Here is a 23,738-nt window from a genome sequence, read left to right on the forward strand (position 1 = left end):
TCTCAGACATGTCCGGCCACCTCGTGATCAGGCAACCGTGGCCCTGGCGCCCGCCGGGATGGTGCGGGCGCCTTTGTTCAACCCGTTCTGGAACAGCGGGGTTCGCGATACCGAACGCAACAGGCGTGCGCGCACTCCGTCGGCCCGTTCGGGGACCTTGGCCAACGCGAAACCGTAGAGGTAGGACCACCATTGGACGTGGTTGGTCAGCGCGCGGCATTCCTTCTCCCAGCGCCCGAGGGCTGCGGTGACATCGCGTTCGTTCTCGAGGATCATGGCGAGCGCCATCGCATTGATGAACGCGGTGTTGGCGGCCTGCCCGAGGTTCGGCGGCATGGCGTGGGCGGCGTCGCCGATCACCGCGGCCCGGCCGTGATGCCAGCGCCGGCAGCGCACGTTGACCAGCCGGTCCCACCGGCTCGCCTCGGCGAAGCGCTCCACCAGGGGCGCCGCCTCGGGGAAGGCCGTCCGCCACAAGTCACGGTCCACCGGCATCCTGCTCGCCCGCTCGTCCGAAACCGGGGCACTGAGGAAGATGTAATCCTGACCGTCGGTGCACGGGTTGTAGAGCAACCGGCGCCGTCCGTGCCAGTACTCGATGATGGTGTCCTCGGGATCGCCGTCCTTGCGGTCGATGAGCATTCGGATGCCGGCCTCGTGACCGAAATCCATCCAGGAGGTCGCCGAGATCGACTCGCGCAGTCTCGAATACGCGCCGTCGGCCGCGACCACGAGGTCGGCTTCATGCGTCGTTCCGTCGGCCAGCTGCAGGCACCCGTCCGCGGTCATGTCGACCACGGTCGAGGACGTCTTGATGTCCACTCCGAAGTGCACGGCCTGGGCGATCAGCGCCTCGTACAGATCGGCGCGCGGCGGCAACAGTAGGCGATCGTGCGGGGTGGTGCGCCGTGACATCAGCACCCGGCCGTGCGGGTCCGCGATCCGCCACTCGGCGATGGTGCGCGCCTTTTCCACCGCCCGGTCGTAGGCCCCCACGACCTCCAGCGCGCGTAACCCGCTTTCCCAGATCCAGATTCCCGCGCCGAACATCCGGAGTTCGGCGTTTCGCTCGTGCAGGCGCACACGCCAGCCGAGTTGGGCGAGGCGGGTGGCCAGCAGCAGCCCGGACAGCCCGGCGCCGGCGACCTCAGCGGTTCTGGGCACCCCGCCTCCCTCCCGCCCATGGGCGCGTGTGTCGTCGGATCCTGTATACGGGATCCGAAGATAGCGCCCGCACGCCGATCCGGCAACCGGAACGCACTCGCGACCCAGGGCCCAGACATGGCCGCACAGAATGTCTTTCACTTTTGGCGACTGCCCAGCGGCGATCTCTGCGGCACGACTTAACACGGTCGCAACGCGGGACGGCTGTCTACGTAACAGAAACATAGATTACTGTGAGTGAACAGCCCGCGGGGGGCTGCCACTGCAGGAGGTGTCCATGGACACGGGAACCACGGCATTCATGTTGTGTTGCATCATCGGCCTCACGGTGATGATTCCGGGCCTCGCCTTGTTCTACGGCGGCATGGTCTCCGTCAAGAGTTCGACCAACATGATGATGATGACGTTCGGCGCGGTGGCCGTCGTCGGTGTGCTGTGGGTGCTGTTCGGCTTTTCGATGTCGTTCGGGACGTCGTATGGGGGCCTCGTCGGGAGCTTCACCGAATTCCTCGGCATGAAGAACCTGACCAAGCCGATGACGACGATCAATGGGCTGCCAGTCAGCCTGTTCGCCCTCTTCCAGGCGCTGTTCGCGGCGATCACCGTCGCGCTGGTGTCCGGCGCCGCGGCCGACCGGATGAAGTTCAGCGCCTGGATGGCGTTCGCGACGGCATGGGCGGTCCTCGTCTACTTCCCCGTCGCGCACTGGGTCTTCGCCGTCGACGGCGTCGTCACACCGGACGCCAAGGGCGGATGGATCGCCAACAAGCTCAAGGCCATTGACTTCGCCGGCGGAACGGCCGTGCACATCAACTCCGGCGCCGCGGCGCTGGCGGTCGCCATCGTGCTGGGCAAGTCGTTGGGCTTCGGCAAATTCCGCAAGCCGCACAACGTGCCGCTGACCTTGCTCGGCGCGGGCTTACTGTGGGCCGGCTGGTATGCGTTCAACGGCGGATCGGCGCTCGCCGCCGGCACGTCGGCCGCGATCGTGATGGTCACGACGTTCACCGCGACGTGCGCGGCGACCCTGGCGTGGCTTGCCGTCGAGAAGGTCAAGGACGGCCACGTCACCGGTGTCGGCGCCGCGTCGGGCGCGGTGGCCGGTCTGGTCGCCATCACCCCCGCCTGCGGAGCGGTCACGCCGGTCGGCTCGATCTTCCTCGGGTTGATCGCCGGCGCGATATGCCCTCTGGCCGTGGGGCTCAAGGCCCGATTCGGCTACGACGACTCGCTCGACGTCGTCGGCGTTCACCTGGTCGGCGGCATTCTCGGTACCCTGCTGATCGGGTTTTTCGCCAGCGCGAGCATGCCGAACCAGGTCGACGGGCTGTTCTACGGCGGCGGCGCCGACCAGCTGTGGAAGCAGGCGATCGCCGCCGGCGCGGTGATGACCTACTCGTTCGTGGTGGCGTTCGTCATCGCGCTCGTCATCAAGAAGACGATGGGCATCCGCATTTCCGCGGACGAAGAGGAAACGGGCATCGACACCAAGTACCACCGCGACGCGGCGTACGAACTTCTGCCCGCCTGACAGACTCCGGCCGGCGCGGATCACTCGCCCGCGCCGGCCGGCCCTTTCCAACGAGATTGACGCCCAGAAGGATTGACGAAGCATGTCCGACCTCGCGACGCTGGCCGACCAGTCGGGGACCCGGTTCATCCTCACGCTCTTCGTCGACCTGCGGGGCAAGCCGTGCGCCAAGCTCGTGCCCGTCGAGGCCGTCGACGTCCTCGCCACCGACGGCGTCGGCTTCGCGGGATACGCCGTCGGGGCGATGGGCCAGGAGCCCAAAGACCCTGACTTGATCGCGATTCCGGACCCGGCGTCGTTCACGCCGATCCCCTTCGTCAAAGAGGGTCTCGCAATCGTGCACTGCGACCCGCACGTCGAGGGTGAACCCTGGCCCTACGCGCCGCGGGTCATCCTGAAGGCGCTCATCGCGCGGGCCGCCGACGCCGGGTACGAACCCTGGGTGGGGGCCGAGGTCGAGTATTTCCTGGTGCACCGTAACGCCGACGGCAGCCTGTCGGTCGCCGATGCCGCCGACACATCAGCGCAACCGTGCTACGACGCCCGCGGCCTGACCCGGATGTTCGAGCACCTCAGCGCGATCTCGACGGCCATGAACACGCTGGGGTGGTCGAACTACGCCAACGATCACGAGGACGCCAACGGTCAGTTCGAGCAGAACTTTCAGTTCGCCGACGCGTTGACGACCGCGGACCGCGTGATCACGCTGCGTTACCTGCTGTCGATGTTGGCGTCCGAGCGGGGCATGGTGGCTACGTTCATGCCCAAACCATTCGCCGAAAAGACCGGCAGCGGAATGCATCTGCATCTCTCGCTGACCAGCGGTGGCGCACCGGTGTTCCCGGCCGACGAAGACTCCCGCGGGCTCGGCCTGTCCGAGACCGCCTACGCGTTCATCGGAGGCATCCTCGAGCATGCCCGCGCGTTGCAGGCCGTCGTGGCTCCAACGGTCAACTCCTACAAGCGCACCGGGGCCACCACGACGGCCTCGGGGGCGTCGTGGGCGCCCAGGATGCCGACGTACGGGGGCAACGACCGCACCCATTACATTCGGGTGCCCGATTCCGCGCGCATCGAGCTGCGTGGCGCCGACGGTTCCGCCAACCCATACCTGGCCATCGCCGCAGCACTCGGCGCCGGGCTGGACGGCATCAAGCGCAGCACCGATCCCGGCGGCCTCGGCGCGCAGAACCGCCCGGCGTTACCGCCCACGCTGCTGCACGCGCTGGAGAATCTCCAAGCCGATCCCGTGATCACCGGTGTGCTCGACGCGGCCGGGCAGGGCGTGGCCGACTATTTTGCCGGCCTCAAGCGCGACGAGTTCTTCGCCTACCACGGCAGCGTCACGCCGTGGGAGATCGAGCAGTATCTGACCGCCTTCTGAGCACGCCAAGGAGACATCCGATGTGTGGAATCGTCGGGCTGCATCTGCGCAACCCGCAACTTTATCCCCGATTGGGGGAACTTCTCAGCGGCATGCTGTGCGAGATGGGCGACCGCGGCAGCGATTCGGCAGGTGTCGCCATCTACGGCGATCCCGTCCTGTCGCCACCGGGACACGGTTGTGTCTCGGTGCTGCAGGCCGATCCCGACGTCGCCGACCTGGGTCCCGGTGTCCACGTGCGGCGGCGCGGCGACACCCATCTCGTCACCGCCGACATGTCACCGCAAGCGCTGCTGGAGACGGTGACCCGCGCCTACCCGCAGGCCCTGATCGCCGGGTTTGGCTCGGACATGGCCGTGCTCAAAGGCGTTGGCCATCCGCGCCGATTGGTCCGGGAGTGGGACCTCGCCGGCGCGACCGGCTGGCAAGGGGTCGGCCACACGCGTATGGCGACCGAATCGGCCGTGACGCCCGGCGGCTGCCACCCGTATGCGGTCGGCCCCGAGCAGTGCCTGGTCCACAACGGCTCCTTCGCGAACCACGCCACCATCCGCCGGGAGCTGCGTGCCGCCGGCGTGCATTTCGACAGCGAGAACGACACCGAGGTCGGTGCGCGCTTCGTTGCCAAGCAACTCGCCGAGGGCCGCGACATCGAGACCGCGCTCAAGGAATTGTGCGCGAGATTCGACGGCTTCTACACGCTGCTCGTGTCGAACCGCGACTCCTTCGCCGTCGTGCGTGACGCCATCGCGTGCAAGCCGGCCGTCCTCGCCGAAACGGACGACTGGGTGGCGATGGCCAGTGAATACCGGGCCCTGGCAGGGCTTCCCGGGGTCGACCGGGCCAAGCTCTGGGAACCCGAACCCGAGGTGGTCTACGCATGGCAGAAGTGACGTCCGCGCGGACCTTCGACCTGCGGTCGACGCCGCTGCGCGAGGTGAACGCGGCCCTGCACGACCCGAACGCGCACGGGGAGTACAGCATCGCCCACCCCGACGGTGCCCACAACGTCGCCGTCGGAATCGACGCGCCGGCGCGGATAACGATCGACGGCCACGTCGGCTACTACGCCGCCGGCATGAATCAGCAGGCGGAGGTCGTCATCATGGGCAACGCGGGCACCGGGGTGGCCGAGAACATGATGAGCGGGACCGTCTGGGTCAGGGGCAACGCGTCGCAGTCCGCCGGCGCGACGGCCCATGGCGGGCTGCTGGTGATCGAGGGCAACGCGGCCGCGCGGTGCGGGATCTCGATGAAGGGCGTCGACATCGTGGTGGGCGGCAACGTCGGGCACATGAGCGCGTTCATGGCCCAGGCGGGACGATTGGTGGTGCGGGGCGACGCCGGCGAGGCGCTCGGCGACTCTGTCTACGAAGCGCGCATCTACGTCCGCGGCGACGTCGCGTCGCTGGGCGCGGACTGCGTCGCCAAGGAAATGCGCGACGAGCACCACCACGAACTGGGTCAGCTGCTGAAGGCCGCCGGTTTCGACGGTGACGACACCGCGGCCTACACCCGGTACGGCTCCGCCCGCGAGCTGTATCACTTCCACGTCGACAACGCCGCGAGCTACTGATGACATACTCCGCCGACGATCGCGCCCGCCTCGGCCTTCGCGAGTCCGCCACTTACGACCGCCACGCCATCGCCGCCATTCAGCGCGCCGCCGAAACGGGCATCTACGACATCCGGGGGTGGGGCGCCAAGCGTCCCCTGCCGCACTTCGACGATCTGCTTTTCCTCGGCGCGTCGATGTCGCGTTACCCGTTGGAGGGCTACCGCGAGCGCTGTGGCACCGACGTCGTCCTGGGCGGCCGGTTCGCCAAACACCCGCTGCACCTGGACATTCCGGTCACCATCGCCGGCATGTCGTTCGGCGCGCTGTCCGGGGCGGCCAAAGAGGCGCTGGGACGCGGAGCCAGCGAGGTCGGCACGTCCACCACAACGGGCGATGGCGGCATGACGCCCGAAGAACGCGGACAGAGCAAACACCTTGTCTACCAATACCTCCCGTCCCGCTACGGGATGAATCCCGACGATCTGCGCAAGGCGGACGCCATCGAGGTGGTGCTCGGGCAGGGCGCCAAACCGGGCGGTGGCGGAATGCTCCTCGGGCAGAAGATCTCCGAGCGGGTCGCCGGCATGCGCACCCTGCCCGAAGGCATCGACCAACGCTCCGCTTGCCGCCACCCCGACTGGACCGGGCCCGACGACCTGGCCATCAAGATCAACGAATTGCGGGAGATCACCGACTGGGAGAAGCCCGTCTACGTCAAGATGGGCGCCAGCAGAACGTATTACGACGTCAAGCTGGCGGTGCACGCGGGCGCGGACGTCGTCGTGGTCGACGGAATGCAGGGTGGCACCGCGGCAACCCAGGAGGTGTTCATCGAACACGTCGGGATCCCGACGTTGGCCGCCATCCCCCAGGCCGTTCGGGCGCTAGCCGAGCTCGGGGTGCACCGCGAGGTTCAGTTGATCGTCTCCGGCGGCATTCGTACCGGGGCGGACGTCGCGAAGGCCCTGGCGCTCGGCGCCGATGCCGTCGCCATCGGGACGGCCGCGCTGATCGCGCTCGGCGACAACAGCCCGCAGTATGCCGAGGACTACGAAAGGTTGGGCAGCGCGGCGGGTTTCTTCGACGACTTCCAGGATGGCACCGATCCGGCGGGGATCAGCACGCAGGACCCGGAGCTGTCGGCGCGCCTGGATCCGGTGGTGGGCGGGCGCCGGCTGGCCAACTACCTCCGGGTGCTCACCATGGAGGCGCAGACCATCGCGCGCGCGTGCGGCAAGGCCCATGTCCTGCACCTGGAGCCGGAGGATCTGGTCGCCGTCACCATCGAGGCGGCCGCGATGGCGCGCGTGCCGCTGGCCGGCACGGACTGGGTGCCAGGCCGATGAGCACCGCGGACGTCGTGATCGTCGGCGGCGGGATCGAGGGAGCCGCCGCCGCGTGGGCGCTGAGCCGCCGCGGGATCACCGACGTCGTCGTGGCGGAGAGGAGCACCGTCGGGTCTGGAATGACCGGTAAGTCCAGCGGCATCGTCCGGTGCCATTACGGCGTCAGCTCACTGGCGGCGATGGCGAACGCCGGGGTGGAGGTCCTCGAGAACGCCGAGGAGATTTTCGGCACCGACATCGGCTTCCACCAGACCGGATACGTGGTCGGGGTCGGTGACCCCGACGCCGAATCGCTGCGCAAGAGCCTGGCCGCCCAACAAGCCGTCGGGGTGCAGACCGAGGAGATCGACCGCTCCGAGGTGGCGCGGATGTGGCCGTTCGCCGACCTGACACCGTTCGCGGCATTCGGATGGGAGGCCCGCGGCGGCTACGGCGACGCCTATCGCACCGCGCAGGCCTTCGCGGCGTCGGCGCGCGCCGCAGGCGTGCGAATCCTACAGGGCGCCAACGTGACCGGGCTGACGTCTCGCGCCGGCAGAGCCACCGGCATCCGCCTCGCCGACGGCACCGAGATCGCGGCGGGCGCCGTCGTCGTCGCCACCGGCGTGTGGACCCGGCCGTTCCTGGCGCCGTACGGCATCGATGTGCCGATCCGCGTGGTGCGCGAACAGCTCGTCACCATCGCCCCGGGGGTCGAAACCGGTCCGGTGCCAGTGTTTTCCGATCTCGTCTCGTTGCAGTACGTGCGACCGGAGGTCGGCGGAGACATCCTCTTCGGCAACAGCGATCCCGCCCTGGTCGAAGACGCCGATCCGGACCGCTACATGAACCGGGCCAGCGAGGCGTTCGTCGAACTGACGGTGGACAAGGTCGGCGACCGATTCCCGGGGTTCGCGGCCGCGGCGGTCAGCGGCAGCTACGCGGGCTGCTATGACATCACGCCGGACTGGAATCCGGTGATCAGCCGCACCGACCTGGACGGCCTGATCGTCGCCGCCGGCTTCAGCGGCCACGGTTTCAAGATCGCCCCCGCGGTCGGCAGGCTGGTCGCCGACCTCGTCGTAGATGGCCACAGCACCGACGCACACATCCCGGCCGGCGACTTCCGGCTGTCGCGATTCGCCGAAGGCGCACCATTGAGATCGCCATATCCCTATGTCGGCGCCAGCCAGATGCGCTAGACAGGATAGCGATGAGCGACGTCCCCCTGCTGCGCAACAAGTCAGGCACGGCCCGCGACCGCAACCCCCAGGAGCCGGTCGAGGACCTCGAGTTCGAGGCCGCGATCGGCCGGAACGTTCGGCAGCTGCGCCTCGCGCAGGGGCTGACGGTCGCCGACATGGCCGCACGGGTGGGCATCTCGAAGGCGATGCTGTCCAAGATCGAGAACGCGCAGACGTCGTGCAGCCTCGGCACGCTTGCGTTGCTGGCCAAGGGTTTGGACGTCCCGGTCACCAGCCTGTTCCGCGGCGCCGACGTGGAGCGCCCGGCGGCCTTCGTGAAATCCGGGACCGGCGCCCGCATCGCGCGCACGGGCACGATGAAGGGGCACGAGTACCAGCTCCTGGGATCGCTGCGCGGTGAACACAAGCGGCTGGAGTGCCTGCACGTCACGCTGTCGGAGAAGAGCCAGACCTATCCGCTCTTCCAGCACCCGGGCACGGAGTTCATCTACATGCTGCAGGGCATCATGGATTACAGCCACAGCCGCTCGGTGTACCGGCTGCACGCGGGCGACTCGCTGCAGTTCGACGGCGAAGGCGCGCACGGACCGGTGGACCTGGTCAAGTTGCCGATCCGGTTCCTGTCGGTCATTGCATTCCCCGACTCCCAGGTCTGACGACCCTCAGATTTTCCGTCATCCTGCTCCGCTTGCCGACATCGTCGCCGGGTCGGCGGCAAGGAGAGCCAGCCGCTCGATGGCCCAGGCGGCTTCGAACTGCGCCGCCCGTTCGAGAATCGAATCGTCGAATATCGCACGGGGCGAGTGATTCACGGGCGCACCAGGCTTCGTTGATCGGCCCGCTCCCACCATCACGAAGGTCCCCGGCACTTGGTCGAGCACCCAGCAGAAGTCCTCGGAAAGGCTATAGGGCCGGTCCAGCATTCGGATATGCGGCTCGCCGACCACCGCCGCGGCGACCGACCGTGCGATTCCGGTTTCGGCGGCATCACACACGGTCGAGATAGTGTCCTGCCGGACACCTATCTCAACACGCACGCCGTGTGCCGTGGCGATGCCGTGCGCCACGTCGTGCACGATCCGCAGCGCGTTTTCGGCGGCCGCCGCCGAGAACGTCCGCAGTGTTCCTCCTGCCATGGCGGTTTCGGCGATCACGTTGTGTTGCCTGCCTGCGGCAAGAATCCCGAAAGTCAGCGTCACCGGCTCGAACATGGAAATAGCCCGACTGAGCGCAACCTGTACCGACGAGACGAATTGCGCCGCCGCGGGTACCGGGTCGGCCGCCAGATGCGGGGCCGAGCCATGGCCTCCGCGTCCGCGGAAAGACACGGTGACGATGTTCGATCCTGACAGCACCGCACCTGAACCAAAAGCGAAGGTGCCCAGCGGCAGGTCGTAACTCAGGACATGTATCCCCAGTGCCGCGTTCACTCGTTGGCCGGAGGCTTCGAGGACACCCTCGTCCAGCATCAATTGCGCACCGCCGCAGGCTTCTTCACCGGGCTGGAACATGAAGACCACGTCACCGTGCAGTTCGTCGCGTCGTGCCGCCAGCTTCCTGGCCGCGCCGACCAGGGCCGCCATGTGGAGGTCGTGACCGCAGGCATGCATGGCGTCACCCTTCGAAGCGAAGGGCAAGCCGGTGGCCTCCGTGATAGGCAGGGCGTCCATGTCGGAGCGGACCAACACCGCCGGCCGCGGTTCGTCGCGTTCCGGCCGGGTGCCCCGGAGGACGGCAACTATCGAGCTCAAGGCAGAACCTGTGTGCGTGTCCACACCGAGCCCGCTGAGTTCGCGCAGCAGGATCGCCTGGGTCTGGGGCAGATTGAGGCCGACCTCGGCACACGCATGCAGCTCGCGGCGCAGGGCCCGGAGTGTGACACTCACGATTGCACGGTCCGGGTGGGCGAATCGCCCCTCAACACGATGGTGCCGGCATCAGTCGCGATTTCGACCTGGGCTATGCCACATCCCTCACCGCGACACATCACTGGCTGATCGATTGGCTGGCCCGCAAACCAATCGTTAAGAGCGTCTTCCGACTCGCCGATGGTGAGTGCCCGCACGCCGTGCGGTATCACGCGGTGGTCTGCGCGAAGGTCTTGCGGATGCCCGCTGCCAGCCTCCCGTGCCAACAGGAATGGCAAGCCGGGTGATTCCCGGACGTCCTCCATACCGGCGTGGTCGATGCCGATTCCGCGGCGGGTGAGCCGACCGATGCTCAGACCGCGGGCCTGGGCGGCCGTCGCCAGGCAGTCCACGCTGACCTCGACCGCCCACCCGGCGAACGCCTCGTCCCGCTCGTGCAATGCGGCAAGAACGAGTCGCCCGAAAGCGTTGCGCTCCGCGAGCCTGCGATCGTGGGCGGTAACCAGTTCGAGGTAGCCCCGGCCGAGCGGAACGATGTAGTTGGCCGTTCCCAGACCGTCATGGACACCGCCCTCGACGGCGGCGAGGCCTGCGTTTTTCGCGAGCCGGCGCGCGGAGCGCACCGGCTCGCTGGTGGCAATGATGACGTGGTCAAGCCGCAAGGGCGGGGTACCTTTCTGCCGGTCTGCGACGGGCCGGACGCAACCGCGATAGGCGGCTGGCCCTAGACGCCGGTTGCCGCGGCTGCCGTCCCCGGGGGGAGGAGGGACGGAGCCACGACAACCGGCGCAAGGAGCTATTTGTTGTTGGCCTCCTGGATCAGCAGGGAGGCGGTGCGCTTGAGCGCGTCGCGCTGCTTGGTCATGTCGGCGATCGCCCGGCGCAGCTGGTTGAGCTCGTCGCGTTCACTCACCGCCTCGTCCTCGGCGGCCCTGCGGTCCTGCGCCACCCAGCGGTCCGCGAGGTCGGTGTTCAGTCCCGACTCCCGGTCAAGGGCAGCGACAACTTTCGCGCGAGCACCGGTCCGGGGTCCCTGCCCGTCCCTGGGCGCGTTGACCACGCTCGCCACCGGTCCACCCAACGGCGGCATGCCCCCGTACAGGCCACCGAGCGGGTGCGCCGGCACGCCTTCGAGGTCGGCGATGGGCAGTGCGGTGGCAGCGAGGCGGACCGCCGGGGAAGCCCCGCCCCACGACGCCGGCACCGACAACTTGCCGACCGAGGCCGCCTCCCCCACGCCCGCCGAGATCGGACTGGACGAACCGACCAGGGTCGACCCCGCGCCCGATCCCCCGGACACCTGAGACGCGGCGCTGGCCGCCGCTGCCGGCGGCGTGAGGGCGGAGATCAACGGGTTCCACGCCGTCGCCACCGGAGGGGCGAACGTCAACATGGCGCCGGAGGCGTCGAAGTTCAGCCCCTCGGAGAGGATCTGGGGTCCGACGGTCAGGCTGCTCAGCGAGTTGAACAGCTGCACCGGAGAGCTGTTCAACAGATCCAGAAGCGGGTTGTTATCCAGGGTGAATCCCGACGAAAGCCCTTGCAGCAGATTGGGAACACCTGAAAGCGCGGATTGGGCATTCGACTCGCCCGCCGCGGCGGTGGCTTGGGTGACCGCGGCGCTCTGCGACGAACTTCCCGCCGGGTTGGTGGCCTGCGGCGGCGTGTTGAACGGCACCAATCGCGTCGCCGCCGCCGACGCGCCGGCATAGCCGTACATCGCCGCGGCGTCCTGGGCCCACATCTCGGCGTACTGCGCCTCGGTCGCCGCGATCGCCGGAGTGTTCTGGCCCAGAACATTCGTGGCCACCAAGGCCGACAGCAAGGCTCGGTTCACCTCGATCACCGGTGGTGGCACCGTCGCCGCGAGCGCCGCCTCGTAGGCCGCGACCGCCGATTCCATCTGACTCGCCGTCTGCTTGGCCTGCGCCGCCGTGGCACTCATCCACGACACGAAGGGCCCGACCGCCGACGTCATCATCATCGACGACGGACCGACCCACGGTCCGCTCGTCAATGCGGAAAGCACCCCTTGGTACGAGCTAGCCGCCGAGTTCAACTCCGCGGCCAGCGCGCCCCATGCCGTCGCGGCCATTACCAGCGGCGCCGGCCCCGGGCCGGCGTACATGCGACCGGAGTTGACTTCGGGCGGCAGCCCCGCGAAATCGAGAGCGCTGGTCACAGCATCGCCTCCTTGATCAGTCGGGCCGCCGCGTCACGTTCGGTCGCCAGATCGGCGATCTCCTTGCGCAGCTTGTCGAGTTCGTCGCGTTCCTGGCTGCTCAACGCGCTGGCGACATGGCGGCGCGCCGGTTGCGACGGCTGTGCTGGCCGACCCGCCATGACGCCCTCCCCGGTGTGGGGCTCCCCGGGCAGCGCCGGGATGACTTTCTGGGCCTGGCCCGAACGGGCCCGCGTTTGCTCGCCCCGCGGCGCATTGACCAGACTGCCCACCGGCGGGACTCCCCCGAAGAAGCTGCCCGGCGCGGCGGTCGCGGCCGGCGCCAAGCCTTCCAAACCGGCTGTCGCCAGCGGCGATGCGCTGCCGGCCAATCGGATCGCCGGGGACGAAACCCACGACTCCGGCACCGACAATTTGCCGACCGAGGCCGCCTCCCCCAGGCCCGCCGAAACCGGTGCGCCCGCGCCTGTATACGAGCCGGCCAGTGTGCCCAGCCCGGCAGCGGGTACGACATCGGAGGCTGCAGCGACCGCTCCCAGGTCGGGTGCCACATCGGCGGCCGCGGCAGCCGGCAACGCGAGGCTGTACAGGCCGCCCAGCAGCGGAGTGATACCGGACGCCGTGAACAACGGGCCACTGACGACCAGGCTCCAGTTACCCAAGTTGGTGCTGAAGACGTTGAGGGCCGCGCCGGTGGGCGAGGAGAGGACGGTCTCCAACCACGCGGTTGGGTCGAATGCCCCTCCCAGGCCGAGGCTTTGCAGCGCGCTGGGGACCAAGTCGAGAAACTGGGTCAGGCCTGAGTCCGCGCTCGGAGCGGCCGCGGAGGCCGCGGCCTGGCTGACCGCCTCGGCTTGAGTTGCGGTGCCGGCCTGATCGGTGGTCTCGGGCGGGGCGGTGAACGCCGTTAACTTCGTCGCGGCCGCGGAAGCGCCGGCGTAGCCGTACATCGCCATGGCGTCCTGGGCCCACATCTCGGCGTATTGCGCCTCGGTGGCGGCGATCGCCGGGGTGTTCTGCCCCAGTATGTTGGTGGCGATCAGCGCCGCCAGTAGCGCGCGATTCACCTCGATCTCAGGCGGGGGGACTGTGGCCGCAAATGCCGCCTCGTAGGCCGCAACGGCCGACCCCAACTGGCTGGCCGTTAACTCGGCCTGAACCGCGGTGGTGTTCACCCACGCCATATATGGTGCTACCGCAGCCGCCATCGTCATCGAGGACGGGCCCACCCACGGTCCGCCGGTTAGCTCGGATATGACGCCCCGGTAGGAGTTCGCCACTGAACTCAACTCCGCAGCTAAGCCATCCCAGGCCGCCGCGGCGGCGACCATCGGCCCCGCGCCCGCTCCCGCATACATTCGCCCCGAATTGATCTCCGGCGGCAACACCGCAAAATCCATCACCAGCTTCCCCATCTGACTAGATTCCATGCGCCGGGCTTACACCGTTTGGCCGCAATTATTTTCAGGACACACATGAGTTTGCTCTAGACCAATGTGTTGCAGCCACAGTATGTTTCGCGTGTTGCAGCGACGATGCCATCGGTAACGGCCATATTAACTTTGATTCACGACGCCGCCGTTAGCCCGTCAACTGCCTTGAATATCGTTCTGCCTCAACATATTTCATGTTGCTTGAAATTCTTTCGATCGCCCGATAGATTTTGTATATCATCGAGGCATCAGACGGCGCGTCTCCGGGGTGGCGGCCGCCCTCATTTGCTCTGCGCGGTAGCCCATGTCACATACCTGCGGCAGGGAACTTCGCGGCACAGCGTGTGCGAAACGGCCGGCTGGCCGATCGACGTCCGGACCCCGCTGCGCACTCCAGGAGGCGCGGCGCTGCTGCGTATTACGGCAGGACGGCAACAGCCCGGATCGGAGAGCCAGTGCCACCTATGATATTCAACGGCAGGCCGTAGAACATGAACCGTGTGTTGACCAGCTGCCCCAGGTTCGCCAGATGCTCGGTATTCACCAACCCGTACTTCTTACAGACCATGTGGCCGCTGAACCTGCTGTCGGCGCTGTGATCGATTGCGCTGCAGTCCGTCCCGATGTTGACCACGCCCTTTTTTGCCAGGTACTCGAGCCCGTCCCAGGAAAAGCCCGGGTTGTGGTGGATGTACTGGGGAGTCGGGAAGTGACGATCGCCATAGTCGAACCAAGCCAGCACGATGTCACCTGGCCTGATCGCCTCACCCGCGGCCCCGAGTTTGGCCTCGGCGCGCCTGACGACGTCCTCGGTTGCCCAGCCCCGGCAGTCCGGATCGGGGTCGATGAACTCGGCTTCCGACATGTCCAGACAGACCGCCGACCCCCAATACATCTCCAGGGGAAGCTGATCGATGGGCATGCCCGCGGGATCATATTCGATAGTCGCATCGGAGTGTGTTCCCGCGTGCTCACTGATGATCAGGTTTCTGGCGTAGAAACCGATCTCGGTTTGGTGGAGCTCCTTGAAACGGTCATGGTCCTGGTTGACCGGGGTGAACGTCTTCTGATGGCCGAACCATACCGGCATGCCCTCGTACAGGGGCCGGGTCAGATCGACAATCTTGTGTGGCCGGTCGAGCAATGCGCCACCGAGCAGCGGAGTGCTCGCCGGCGGCGTCGGAACCCGGGATTCCATCAGCGCGCGCCGTTGACCTTCGGCGATCAGTTCCGCTCGTGTGATCACTGTCATGGGACTGGCCCTCCTATGCCTGTCTGTCCAGCGCCCGAAACGACTGGTTGAAATAGAGCAGCGGGTCATGCTGGGGGCCTGACTTTGACCACCGCACCCCGCCGACCACGAGGTCGTGATCGACGATGCGTAAGCGCGACACCACGATGCAGTCCAGGTTGTACAGCGCATCGGCGATCTGCGGTGTGGACACCTCGGGGTCCTCGCGATGGATCAGTAGTGCCCGGTCGAGGAATTTCGGTATGCCGGCTTTGGCCGACGTCGCCGCCAGTTCGGCCTGAGCGGCGGACAGGATGTTGATCCCGAACCGGCCGTGCTCGGCGATGGCCGCTGCCGCGACCGTTCTCGACTCCAGGGAGCACACCAGCCGGGGCGGAGCTGCCGACAGGGACGAGCACGAACTGATCGTCACACCCCAGGGCTGGCCCTCCACCTCTACGGTGAGGATGACCACGGCGCGGGCCAGCACCCGCATGGCGGCGATGAAGTTCGGCGTCTGCTCGGTTGTGCCTACCGCGGCACTCGGGGCAGGCCGACGGCTTTGGGTACGAGGTGGGTGTCTCATTCCCGCCCTCAAGCAATCCCGACATAGTCGCGAACGAGGCGGGCCGCCGAGCTACGGTCGGTCTTGCTGTACACCAAGCCTTTGACGAAGGCCGGTGGAGTGGCGTTGACATTCTCGAACAGCGCGACACGACCGGCGTGGGCACCGCATAGCAGGTCGAACACGAAGTTGAAGAAGGTGTTCTTCTCCCGGGCGGTGACGCCGGTGCCCGGGAAATACTGGTCCATTCGTGGGCCGAATTCTGGGTGATCCCAGACCTTTTCGGGCCAGCGGGCGATCAGTGCCTGACCGCAGAGATCCTGGATCTGATAGGTGATGCGCGGGTAGTTCTCGATCGAGTAGAGGCGCCCGGCGGTCACGAGATCCGGATTGGGCACTTGGACGCCGTTCCACTCCACCGATTCGTGGATCGTGGCCAGTGCATAGGCTTTGAGCGTTTGCGCGTACAAGGTGACGTCGGCGACGGCGTTCTGCACACCCGGCAGTTTGTCGGTGCCCAGAATCTCGGTGATCACCTGTGCCACGCCGGCGAAGATGTCCGCGCGGAATGCCAGGCGTGTCATGACGGACCACAGTGAGAAGGCGCAGCTTTCGTAGTACAGCGTCAGCAGTTCGAGGTTGTGAGCGCTGAAAACGTATTCGCGTGGCAGAAAGACGTTGTCGAACATGATGATCTGATCCATCTCCTCTCCGGCATGGTCGAGAGGATGGTCCGGCCGCGCCGAGTGCATGTTCGCCGTGGGCTCACGCAGCAGCAGAGCGACTCCCGGACTGTTGACCGGGATTGCCGCCCAGATCGCGGCGTCGGGCCCCAGGCCCGGTCCCAAGGTCGTCGACAACGTGAAGAAGTGTCCGAGCGCGCCCATGCTCCCGGCCACCTTCGCTCCGTTGAGCACGATGCCGTCAGGGCTTTCGTCAACGATCCGGAGCTGCGAGGGCCGCTCGTTGCGGGGAATGTTCTTGTCGGACTGCGGATCGGCAATCAAGTCCGTGCTCAGCAGGTTGTGGTCTGCGGACAGCGCCACGAAGTCTCGGACGTTCTGGGCGAATGCGGGGTTCTCCGCCTGGATCCGGTCGATCGTTGAAAGGAATCCCAGCGCCATCATGGCGCCGTAGTCCACGGGACGGCCGTAGACACCCATGGTCCGTTTCGTGATGAACTCGGTGCCGGCTTTCTTGGCCAACAGATGATCCCGCGTCGTCGGCACCTGCCAGCCGATCCCCCGCCGGCCACCGTCTTCCCCGGTGAAGGTCAGGATGTCACGTGATTCCGGCGCAAACTGCGCATCCAGGATCGCCGCGGTCGTCTCCACCGCGCGCAGGTCGCGATGGGCGGTGACGTCATCGACTTCTTCGCCTCGGCAGTCAATGACGCGGCGTCCGTCGCGCAGCGTCTGCTTGTACAGGTCCCCGGTGAGCAGATGCGGCTCCGGGCTCTCTTTGAGCGCCTCGACGACCTTGTCGATGCGAAGGCGTTCTGCGTCAATCGATGCAGGCATCGGTGTCGTTCCCTTCGGTGATCACGGCAATGGCTTCGGCCTCGATGAGGAAGCCGTCGTACATGAGTCCCGAAACGCGGACGGCCGTGCCGCACGGTCCGGGATTCGGCAGGTACTGCATGCGGACGTTCGTCATTTTCGTCCAGTTCTCCTGCACCTCGTCGCCGTCTCCGTCGAAGCAATAGAAGGTGTTCAGCTTGACGACATGGCTCCAGTTGGCGCCGGCCGCGGCCAGCGTTTTGGTGATGTTCTCGAATACATTCCGGGTCTGGACTTCGATATCGTCCTCGCCGATGACATTGCCCCGCGCATCGGCGGACAACTGGCCGCCGATGAAGACCAGATTGCCGATCTTCCATCCCTGAGAGAACGGCGTGGGCATATGCCAGCTCCACGTGTCATCGGGCATCAGGCGTTGCCGGACAGCATTGCTCGGGACGTCGATGCGGGTCATTGAGAATCCTTTCTGTTGGGGTGCCGGCGTCGTCAGGACGGCGTGTCGGTTGCCGGGCGGTAATGCGGAGCCAACACCAGCGATTCCGGTGCCGGGCGCCGATGAGTGCGGCTCTGGCTAGGTCCGTCGCGGCGCATCAGGAGGAAGTAGTACACCGCGAAGGACACAAAAGACCCGACAATCCAGGCGATGTCGACACCGTCCAGTCGGCGCGCCACAATCCCGGTATAAAGGTTTCCGGACATAAAGGGAACTTGCACGAGAACGCCGATCACATAGGCGACGACGGCCGCGGCGTTGTAGTGCCCGTAGATTCCCCCGTCGGGCCGGAAGAACGACTCGACGTCGTAATCCGCTTTCCTGATCAGGTAATAGTCAACGAGATTTATTACGCTCCACGGGATGAGGAAGTACAGCAAGATCTGGATGAAGTTGCTGTAGCTGACCAGGAAATCGTCGGAGAACCCGGCAGCGATGTACACCGACAAAAGCGTCACGATGCCGGCGATCGTGATCCGACTGCCCGCCCCGGGCAGCCAGCTGGTCTTGAACGTCTGGATGGTGGTGGCCACGCACAGCGCGGGCCCATAGAGATTGACGGTGCACGCGTCCACCGCTCCGAGGAAGAAGACCGCTATGACGAACACTCCGACGCCGCTCGGCAGCAGGGCATTCAAGCTCTTGAGGCTGCCGTCGGATATCTGGCCGAGTAACGCCCCGATGACCATCATCGGGATCGCGCCGCCGACGGACCCGAGGTAAGTCGCCCAGAATGCGGCCGACGACGATACGCCGACAGGAAGGTAACGCGAGTAGTCCGAGACATAGGGTGCATACGCCAGCTGCCAGATGGCGGCTACCGAAAGCATGCCCATGAATCCGTGGACGGTGAACTGCCCCGATGTGGCTGCGGGCGAATTGGATACGCCGTGCGCGAGTAGGTATGCGAGGCTGATGATCGACGCAATCGCGAATGACGGCATGAGGAGCCGGTTCACCTTGTGGATCATTTCGTAGCCGAAGACGACCAGTAGCAACGTGATGGCGCCGCTGATGATCAGCGCCGGCGTCGATCCCAACCTCGGGAATATCACCTGCAGCGAAGAGGCGGCCAAGACGAGGATCGACGCCAGAAACCCGACGTACATCAAGACCACGACGGCAAGCACGAGCAGTGAGCCGCGTAGCCCGAATTGGCCACGGCTCTGCACCATCTGCGGTACGCCGAGCCTGGGGCCCTGAACCGAGTGCAGAGCGACGAAGATGGCCCCGATCATGTTGCCGATGGCTACGGCCACGATCGTCCATGCCGCGGACAAACCGTAGACGGTTGTCCCCAGCACACCCGTCACCACAGTGAGCGGCATGATCTGCACGCCGAACCAGATCGGAAATAGGGCGCGGGCGCGCCCGCGACGTGCGGCCTGCGGAATGGGAGCAATGGTTACCTGTTCGACGTGCACGGTGCGGGTGGTCGGTTCCATCGGACTGCCCTTCTGCGCAGAAGATGAAGTGACACAGCGAAACCGAGGGGTGAATCACTGTGTGAAGCGGGCAAAGCCGTTCCGCCCCAGCCGCATATCATTCTGTGAGCGTGCAGGTCGGGCGCATCGAAACCCGCATGACCACACTGCCTTAACGGGTTCCCGGCGTGTACGGCCAAGGTTAATTTTGTCCGGTCAACTGGGAAAGCCTGCATAATCCGGATGCAAGCCCTGTAACAAGACGTAAACAACCGACACAACGCCGTTCATATTTGCTCGGCGAGTGCTCAGCGGTCGAAACTGCCGTTGGCACCGTTTCAGATCGTCGGCGGCGTGTTGACCCACACGATCTGAGCCACCTTGGAACCACGATTGCTATAAGAGTGCTCGCGCATGCTGTCGAATGTCATGGCGTCTCCGGCCTCCAGGTCGTACACCTGATTTCCGTCGAGAATCAATTCGATCGCGCCTCTGATGACGTAAAGGAACTCTTCGCCGTCGTGTTGCAGGGTTCCTTCGGTCCCGGCTCCGGGTTGGACGGTCACCATCAGGGACTCGAGCACGGAGTCGCCGGTATACAGCTTCTCCCAGGCGATACCCGGCGTGCGCATGGGCAGAAGCACCCGCTCGCTCTTGCGCACCACGAGCGACGCGCTGGGTTCATCGGCCTCCAGCATGCTTGCCAGCGTCATCCCGAATGCGCGGGCGAGCTTGTGCAGCGTCCCCACCGAAGGCATCGATTGCCCGCGTTCCAGGCTGTTGATCGTCGACACCGCCAAACCGGATCCGTTTGCCAGGTCCCGCAACGACCATCCTGCTTCGCCCCGTAATTCGCGGATACGTTGGCCGATTGCGTTTGCCGGCGAGACCTTATCCGGGAAGTGCGCATTAAGGTTGGCCTTGATCGCGGTGGCCGACCACCCTTCCTGGTCGACCAGGCGCTTGAGTTCCCGCAATCGATCGACATCGGCCGCCGAATACAACCGGTGGCCCGACGACGTGCGTCGCGGGTTGAGCAAACCGTCCCTTTCCCACATGCGGATGCGGCTCGGTGACGTGCCGACCAGCTTGGCAACCTCCCCGACGTACCGGGGTCTTTCGACGGACATTTGACGCTGCTCTTCGAAGGGATTGAAAAATATGGGACTCGCACAGCCTAACTTCGCGCAGCCGGTGGCGCCTTGCGCGGGCGGTGACGCGGTGGGCGGTTCTCGTAGCAACATCCCGGCTGCGGCGGCCGACCGAAACACGGCTGCCCGCGCGTGGCGGTCGCGGCCATCCAGCAACTCGTATGCCGCTGCGGCCCATCATGTTTGGTGCGCGCCAGGAGCGAACGTCGAAACGTGTTCGAAACACAAAGATCATCGGGCCGATCCAAACTCTCGCTACTTTTCGATCAGTCGATAGAAAAGTAGGTGAAGTTGAAGCACTGCTCGGCACCGACAGTTGAAGACCTGTGCGGAGTCTGGGTGCGTCGTTCGGTGGAGTGGCCGGACGGCCGCTCCGACACCACCACCCGCGTTACGTGGTTGCAAGGTTGGCAATGGTTTGTCGATCTGCGCCGCCCCGCGGCGTGGCCGGGGGTCAACGCGGACGTTCCGGTTGGCACGACACGACCGCCCGCCCTGGAGGCGTTCGCCGGTCGGCTGGTGCAGACCTGCCAGGCGCCGGCGGAATTCACGTGGCAGCGCACGGTCGACTGGTCACCGCAGAGCCCCCCGGACGTCGGCAGGCTGAACTGGGACGGCGACACCCTGATCGAGGAGGGTGTCCTGCAGCCCTACCGGGAGGTGTGGGTCCGCACGGAGCGGCACAGTCCGGACGACTCGGCCACCGTGCTACTCCGGGATGACGCCGGCCGCGACGCCGTCCTGCTGCGCTCGGCCGGGTTCTTCGGATTCGCGGTCGGGCGTCCGTCGAAGGCAGACACCCGGACCGCCGGCATGGGCTCGGATTGCGAGATAGCGATCGGCACGATCAGCGACAGCCGTTGGCGCATAAGGTCTTCCACACGAACCGAAACGGAAGGCACGCCGATCTCGGTCCGGATCCGGGGACGACGAGCCCAGACCACCATCGCCGCACCCGCTGATCACCGCTGCCTGCTGGCCGGCAGCTGGCAGATCAGCGGTCTCACGGGAGACCCGACCCTGCTTCAGACACACCAGGAGTGAACATGCCCAGTCCAACATCCTTCGATACGGTGCCCGAGATCAACATCTCGGGCCTCTCTTCCCGGGATCCCGCGGTGCGAGCCGCCGTCGCGCAGGAGCTCGGCGAGGCCGCGCACCGCGTCGGGTTCATGTACGTCAGCGGGAGCGGGGTGCCAGATGCGGTCTTCGACCGCATGCACAATGCATCACAGGCATTCTTCGACCAACCCATGGACGCGAAAATGGCCGTCTATATCGGGAATTCGACCAATCACCGCGGATATGTGCCCGAAGGCGGAGAGGTGTTCGCGGGTGGAACGGCCGACAAGAAGGAGGCCTACGACTGCGCGCGGCACCGCCCCGATCGCGCCGGCGCCACGGCGCTGAGCGGGCCGAACCAGTGGCCGGAGCTACCGGGATTTGCCGACGCTGTCAGTGAGTATTACGAGGCGGTGTTCGAAGCGGGACGGGCGATCATGCGAGGATTCGCGCTTTATCTCTCGGAACCGGAGGACTTCTTCGACCGCGTACTGACAGATCCGCCAAGCCAACTGCGGCTCATTCACTATCCGGTGGATGAGAGCGCCGTCGACCGCCCCGGCATCGGCGCACACACCGACTACGAGTGCATCACCCTGTTGAAGGCCACGCAGCCCGGCCTCGAGGTGCTCAACGGCGCCGGTCAGTGGATCGACGTGCCGCCCAGGCCAGGCTGTTTCGTGGTCAACATCGGCGACATGTTAGAGCTGTGGACCAACGGACTGTTCGTTGCGACCACTCACCGCGTGCGTAAGGTGGTCGACGAAAGGTATTCTTACCCGCTGTTTTTCAGTGTCGATTACGACACCGTCGTCGAACCGCTGCCGAAGCTGCGGTCCCCCGGTCAGCCCCCTCGTGAAGGGCTCCGGGCGGGCGATCATCTCTTCGCGCAAACGGCACAGAGCTTCGTCTATCTGCGCGCCCGCATCGACGCCGGCGAGCTATCCCTGCCGGCAGGGTCTCTGGCGCTGTCGTCTTTTGGTCATTCCGAAACCGCACCCTGAAGGGAAATCCCATGGCAACCGACGTGATCGAACCACCCATCGTCGACGAAGGCCGCGACCTCGCGACATTCGGCTACAAACAACAGCTGCATCGCAAGATGGGCCGGTTCGCCTCCTTCGCGGCAGGCTTCTCGTTCATCTCGGTGCTGACCGCCGTCTTCCAGCTGGCCGGACTCGGCTTCTCCTTCGGCGGCCCGGCATTCGTGTGGACGTGGCCGGTGGTGCTCGGGGGCCAACTCCTCGTCGCGCTGTGTTTCGCCGAACTCGCCGCCCGCTACCCTCTTTCGGGCGCGATCTACCAGTGGTCCAGCCGCCTGGCCAACCCGACATTCGGCTGGTTCGCGGGCTGGATCATGATCGTCGGCCAGATCGTCGTCATGACCAGCGCGGCCATCGCCCTGCAAGTGGTGCTGCCGCAGATCTGGAGTGGCTTTCAACTGATCGGCGGCGACCCCTCCCCCACCACCACGACAGGCGTGCACAACGCAATCCTGTTGGCGGGCATCCTGATGGCGCTGACCACCATCATCAACATCATCGGCATCAGGCTGATGGCCCTGATCAACAACATCGGTGTGGTGTCGGAGATCAGCGGCGCCACCGCCATCATCATCCTGCTCATCGCACACGGCGGACGCTCGGGCGGCGTCCTGGTCACGACCGGTACCGTCAGCCACGCGGGCTACTTCGGCGCCCTGCTGTGCGCTTCCTTCACCGCCGCCTACGTCCTGGTCGGATTCGACAGCGCCAGTGAGATGTCGGAGGAAACCCGCAACGCGCGCCGAATCGCGCCGCGCACCACCCTGCGCGCCCTGTCGGCGGCGGGGATACTCGGATTCGGGATCATCGTGGCGATGGTCCTCGCCGCCCCCAGCCTCACCGACGGCAAGCTCGCCGACGAGGGACCCGCCTACGTGGTCGCGACCGTGCTGTCGGGGACGACCGGGAAGATCTTGCTGACCATGGTCGCCATCGCGATCTGCGTCGCGACACTGGCGATACAGACCGCAGGCTCGCGCATGCTGTTCTCCATGGCCCGCGACAGACGCACCCTGTTCCATGGCGTGCTTTCCCATGTTCCCCAACGCACCGGCACCCCCGCGGCCGCCGCGATCGCGATCGGAATCAGCGCCACCGCGGTGCTGATGCTCAACCTCGGACCCCAGGCCGCCTTCGTCGCAATGGAATCGACCTGCATCATCATCATTTACCTCGCCTACCTGATGGTCACCGGCGCAATGCTGGTGAAGCGCCTACGCGGCGAACGAGTGTTCAACGCCGACGCCTTCGACGACGACGGCCGACGCGCCTTCAGCATGGGACGAGCGGGCCTGTGGCTGAATGCCGCGGCGGTCGCCTACGGCGCCGCCATGTTCGTCAACCTGATCTGGCCCCGCCAATCGATCTACGACCCCCAGGGCGGTCACTGGTATCTCCAGTATTTTCCGCTGATGTTCACCGCCGGAACGATCGTCGTGGGCGCGGTGATCTACGCCGCCGTCCACGGGACACCAAACACCCTGAAGCTCCGGCAATGGACGCTCGCACCGTCCGTCGACTGAGCCGCGTCCCACAGCAGGGTTCGTGTAGCCTGAATCGCTGAAACGTTCCTGCAGTCTTTGGGGAGGCCCGGCTGAA

The 23,738-nt window shown here is 66.1% G+C and carries 21 protein-coding genes; 10 read left to right on the forward strand and 11 right to left on the reverse strand.

Going from position 1 to position 23,738, the window contains the following annotated elements:
* Window positions 1–27: 27 nt before the first annotated feature.
* Complete coding sequence (locus G6N56_RS06310; protein ID WP_085258586.1) at window positions 28–1,164, reverse strand: FAD-dependent oxidoreductase; 1,137 nt, start codon at window positions 1,162–1,164, stop codon at window positions 28–30.
* 277 nt (window positions 1,165–1,441) lie between these two features.
* On the opposite strand from G6N56_RS06310, the gene G6N56_RS06315 reads away from it, so the two are divergent.
* From G6N56_RS06315 to G6N56_RS06345, 7 genes are all read left to right on the forward strand, one after another.
* Complete coding sequence (locus G6N56_RS06315; RefSeq protein ID WP_085258585.1) at window positions 1,442–2,695, forward strand: ammonium transporter; 1,254 nt, start codon at window positions 1,442–1,444, stop codon at window positions 2,693–2,695.
* An 82-nt stretch (window positions 2,696–2,777) separates the two neighbouring features.
* Window positions 2,778–4,079 (forward strand): type III glutamate--ammonia ligase, encoded by a 1,302-nt coding sequence (gene glnT / locus G6N56_RS06320; RefSeq protein ID WP_085258584.1) that lies wholly within the window; start codon window positions 2,778–2,780, stop codon window positions 4,077–4,079.
* 20 nt (window positions 4,080–4,099) lie between these two features.
* Entirely contained in the window at window positions 4,100–4,972 is an 873-nt protein-coding gene (locus G6N56_RS06325; RefSeq protein ID WP_085258583.1) for a class II glutamine amidotransferase domain-containing protein, read from the forward strand.
* Window positions 4,960–5,655: a protein glxC gene (locus G6N56_RS06330; RefSeq protein ID WP_085258582.1), complete on the forward strand. Its 696-nt coding sequence runs from the start codon at window positions 4,960–4,962 to the stop codon at window positions 5,653–5,655. Before G6N56_RS06325 ends, G6N56_RS06330 begins: the two co-directional genes overlap by 13 nt.
* Window positions 5,655–6,983, forward strand: coding sequence for an FMN-binding glutamate synthase family protein (locus G6N56_RS06335; protein WP_085258581.1), 1,329 nt, complete (start codon window positions 5,655–5,657; stop codon window positions 6,981–6,983). The genes G6N56_RS06330 and G6N56_RS06335 overlap by 1 nt, the downstream gene beginning before the upstream one ends.
* Window positions 6,980–8,164 carry an NAD(P)/FAD-dependent oxidoreductase gene (locus G6N56_RS06340; protein ID WP_085258580.1) on the forward strand — a complete coding sequence of 395 codons (1,185 nt, stop codon included), beginning with the start codon at window positions 6,980–6,982 and terminating at the stop codon, window positions 8,162–8,164. Before G6N56_RS06335 ends, G6N56_RS06340 begins: the two co-directional genes overlap by 4 nt.
* 11 nt (window positions 8,165–8,175) lie before the next feature.
* Window positions 8,176–8,823 (forward strand): helix-turn-helix domain-containing protein, encoded by a 648-nt coding sequence (locus G6N56_RS06345; protein WP_085258579.1) that lies wholly within the window; start codon window positions 8,176–8,178, stop codon window positions 8,821–8,823.
* Window positions 8,824–8,841: 18 nt separating this feature from the next.
* Here the strand turns inward: G6N56_RS06345 and G6N56_RS06350 are convergent, their stop codons facing one another.
* The 10 genes from G6N56_RS06350 to G6N56_RS06395 all read right to left on the reverse strand — a co-directional run bounded on the left by G6N56_RS06350 (window position 8,842) and on the right by G6N56_RS06395 (window position 20,190).
* Window positions 8,842–10,053, reverse strand: coding sequence for a M20 metallopeptidase family protein (locus G6N56_RS06350; RefSeq protein WP_197746656.1), 1,212 nt, complete (start codon window positions 10,051–10,053; stop codon window positions 8,842–8,844).
* Window positions 10,050–10,697 (reverse strand): VOC family protein, encoded by a 648-nt coding sequence (locus G6N56_RS06355; protein WP_085258577.1) that lies wholly within the window; start codon window positions 10,695–10,697, stop codon window positions 10,050–10,052. The genes G6N56_RS06350 and G6N56_RS06355 overlap by 4 nt, the downstream gene beginning before the upstream one ends.
* A 134-nt stretch (window positions 10,698–10,831) precedes the next feature.
* Entirely contained in the window at window positions 10,832–12,217 is a 1,386-nt protein-coding gene (locus tag G6N56_RS06360) for a PPE family protein (protein WP_264020079.1), read from the reverse strand.
* Window positions 12,214–13,617, reverse strand: coding sequence for a PPE family protein (locus tag G6N56_RS06365; RefSeq protein ID WP_085258640.1), 1,404 nt, complete (start codon window positions 13,615–13,617; stop codon window positions 12,214–12,216). The genes G6N56_RS06360 and G6N56_RS06365 overlap by 4 nt, the downstream gene beginning before the upstream one ends.
* Before the next feature lie 451 nt (window positions 13,618–14,068).
* A complete protein-coding gene (locus G6N56_RS06370) occupies window positions 14,069–14,902 on the reverse strand; it encodes a cyclase family protein (RefSeq protein ID WP_197746657.1) in 834 nt (277 codons plus the stop codon).
* 13 nt (window positions 14,903–14,915) lie between these two features.
* Window positions 14,916–15,377, reverse strand: a complete 462-nt coding sequence (locus tag G6N56_RS06375) for a flavin reductase family protein (protein ID WP_158090773.1) — start codon at window positions 15,375–15,377, stop codon at window positions 14,916–14,918.
* A 98-nt stretch (window positions 15,378–15,475) separates the two neighbouring features.
* The gene (locus tag G6N56_RS06380) at window positions 15,476–16,966 is read right to left on the reverse strand and encodes a 4-hydroxyphenylacetate 3-hydroxylase N-terminal domain-containing protein (protein ID WP_085258575.1); all 1,491 of its coding nucleotides are present in this window, start codon (window positions 16,964–16,966) and stop codon (window positions 15,476–15,478) included.
* Complete coding sequence (locus tag G6N56_RS06385; protein WP_085258574.1) at window positions 16,950–17,420, reverse strand: RidA family protein; 471 nt, start codon at window positions 17,418–17,420, stop codon at window positions 16,950–16,952. Before G6N56_RS06385 ends, G6N56_RS06380 begins: the two co-directional genes overlap by 17 nt.
* A gap of 32 nt (window positions 17,421–17,452) precedes the next feature.
* Complete coding sequence (locus G6N56_RS06390) at window positions 17,453–18,904, reverse strand: purine-cytosine permease family protein (RefSeq protein ID WP_085258573.1); 1,452 nt, start codon at window positions 18,902–18,904, stop codon at window positions 17,453–17,455.
* Between the two features lie 317 nt (window positions 18,905–19,221).
* Window positions 19,222–20,190, reverse strand: coding sequence for a helix-turn-helix domain-containing protein (locus G6N56_RS06395; protein WP_142280863.1), 969 nt, complete (start codon window positions 20,188–20,190; stop codon window positions 19,222–19,224).
* A gap of 129 nt (window positions 20,191–20,319) precedes the next feature.
* Between G6N56_RS06395 and G6N56_RS06400 the strand changes: the two genes are divergently transcribed.
* From G6N56_RS06400 to G6N56_RS06410, 3 genes are read left to right on the forward strand one after another with little or no spacing between them, the layout of a single operon-like run.
* Window positions 20,320–21,078 carry a hypothetical protein gene (locus G6N56_RS06400; RefSeq protein ID WP_142280862.1) on the forward strand — a complete coding sequence of 253 codons (759 nt, stop codon included), beginning with the start codon at window positions 20,320–20,322 and terminating at the stop codon, window positions 21,076–21,078.
* 2 nt (window positions 21,079–21,080) lie between these two features.
* Window positions 21,081–22,100 carry an isopenicillin N synthase family dioxygenase gene (locus G6N56_RS06405; protein WP_085258570.1) on the forward strand — a complete coding sequence of 340 codons (1,020 nt, stop codon included), beginning with the start codon at window positions 21,081–21,083 and terminating at the stop codon, window positions 22,098–22,100.
* Between the two features lie 11 nt (window positions 22,101–22,111).
* Window positions 22,112–23,662, forward strand: coding sequence for an amino acid permease (locus G6N56_RS06410; protein WP_085258569.1), 1,551 nt, complete (start codon window positions 22,112–22,114; stop codon window positions 23,660–23,662).
* Window positions 23,663–23,738: the final 76 nt, after the last annotated feature.

It is taken from the genome of Mycobacterium saskatchewanense (genome assembly GCF_010729105.1).
GTDB lineage: Bacteria > Actinomycetota > Actinomycetes > Mycobacteriales > Mycobacteriaceae > Mycobacterium > Mycobacterium saskatchewanense.

What these genes read in the sequence shown, in the direction of transcription:
- G6N56_RS06315 (WP_085258585.1), top strand. Translation starts at nt 1,442, where the DNA reads ATGGACACGGGAACCACGGCATTCATGTTGTGTTGCATCATCGGCCTC.
- glnT (WP_085258584.1), top strand. Translation starts at nt 2,778, where the DNA reads ATGTCCGACCTCGCGACGCTGGCCGACCAGTCGGGGACCCGGTTCATC.
- G6N56_RS06325 (WP_085258583.1), top strand. Translation starts at nt 4,100, where the DNA reads ATGTGTGGAATCGTCGGGCTGCATCTGCGCAACCCGCAACTTTATCCC.
- G6N56_RS06330 (WP_085258582.1), top strand. Translation starts at nt 4,960, where the DNA reads ATGGCAGAAGTGACGTCCGCGCGGACCTTCGACCTGCGGTCGACGCCG.
- G6N56_RS06335 (WP_085258581.1), top strand. Translation starts at nt 5,655, where the DNA reads ATGACATACTCCGCCGACGATCGCGCCCGCCTCGGCCTTCGCGAGTCC.
- G6N56_RS06340 (WP_085258580.1), top strand. Translation starts at nt 6,980, where the DNA reads ATGAGCACCGCGGACGTCGTGATCGTCGGCGGCGGGATCGAGGGAGCC.
- G6N56_RS06345 (WP_085258579.1), top strand. Translation starts at nt 8,176, where the DNA reads ATGAGCGACGTCCCCCTGCTGCGCAACAAGTCAGGCACGGCCCGCGAC.
- G6N56_RS06365 (WP_085258640.1), bottom strand. Translation starts at nt 13,617, where the DNA reads ATGGATTTTGCGGTGTTGCCGCCGGAGATCAATTCGGGGCGAATGTAT.
- G6N56_RS06370 (WP_197746657.1), bottom strand. Translation starts at nt 14,902, where the DNA reads ATGACAGTGATCACACGAGCGGAACTGATCGCCGAAGGTCAACGGCGC.
- G6N56_RS06375 (WP_158090773.1), bottom strand. Translation starts at nt 15,377, where the DNA reads ATGCGGGTGCTGGCCCGCGCCGTGGTCATCCTCACCGTAGAGGTGGAG.
- G6N56_RS06380 (WP_085258575.1), bottom strand. Translation starts at nt 16,966, where the DNA reads ATGCCTGCATCGATTGACGCAGAACGCCTTCGCATCGACAAGGTCGTC.
- G6N56_RS06385 (WP_085258574.1), bottom strand. Translation starts at nt 17,420, where the DNA reads ATGACCCGCATCGACGTCCCGAGCAATGCTGTCCGGCAACGCCTGATG.
- G6N56_RS06390 (WP_085258573.1), bottom strand. Translation starts at nt 18,904, where the DNA reads ATGGAACCGACCACCCGCACCGTGCACGTCGAACAGGTAACCATTGCT.
- G6N56_RS06405 (WP_085258570.1), top strand. Translation starts at nt 21,081, where the DNA reads ATGCCCAGTCCAACATCCTTCGATACGGTGCCCGAGATCAACATCTCG.
- G6N56_RS06410 (WP_085258569.1), top strand. Translation starts at nt 22,112, where the DNA reads ATGGCAACCGACGTGATCGAACCACCCATCGTCGACGAAGGCCGCGAC.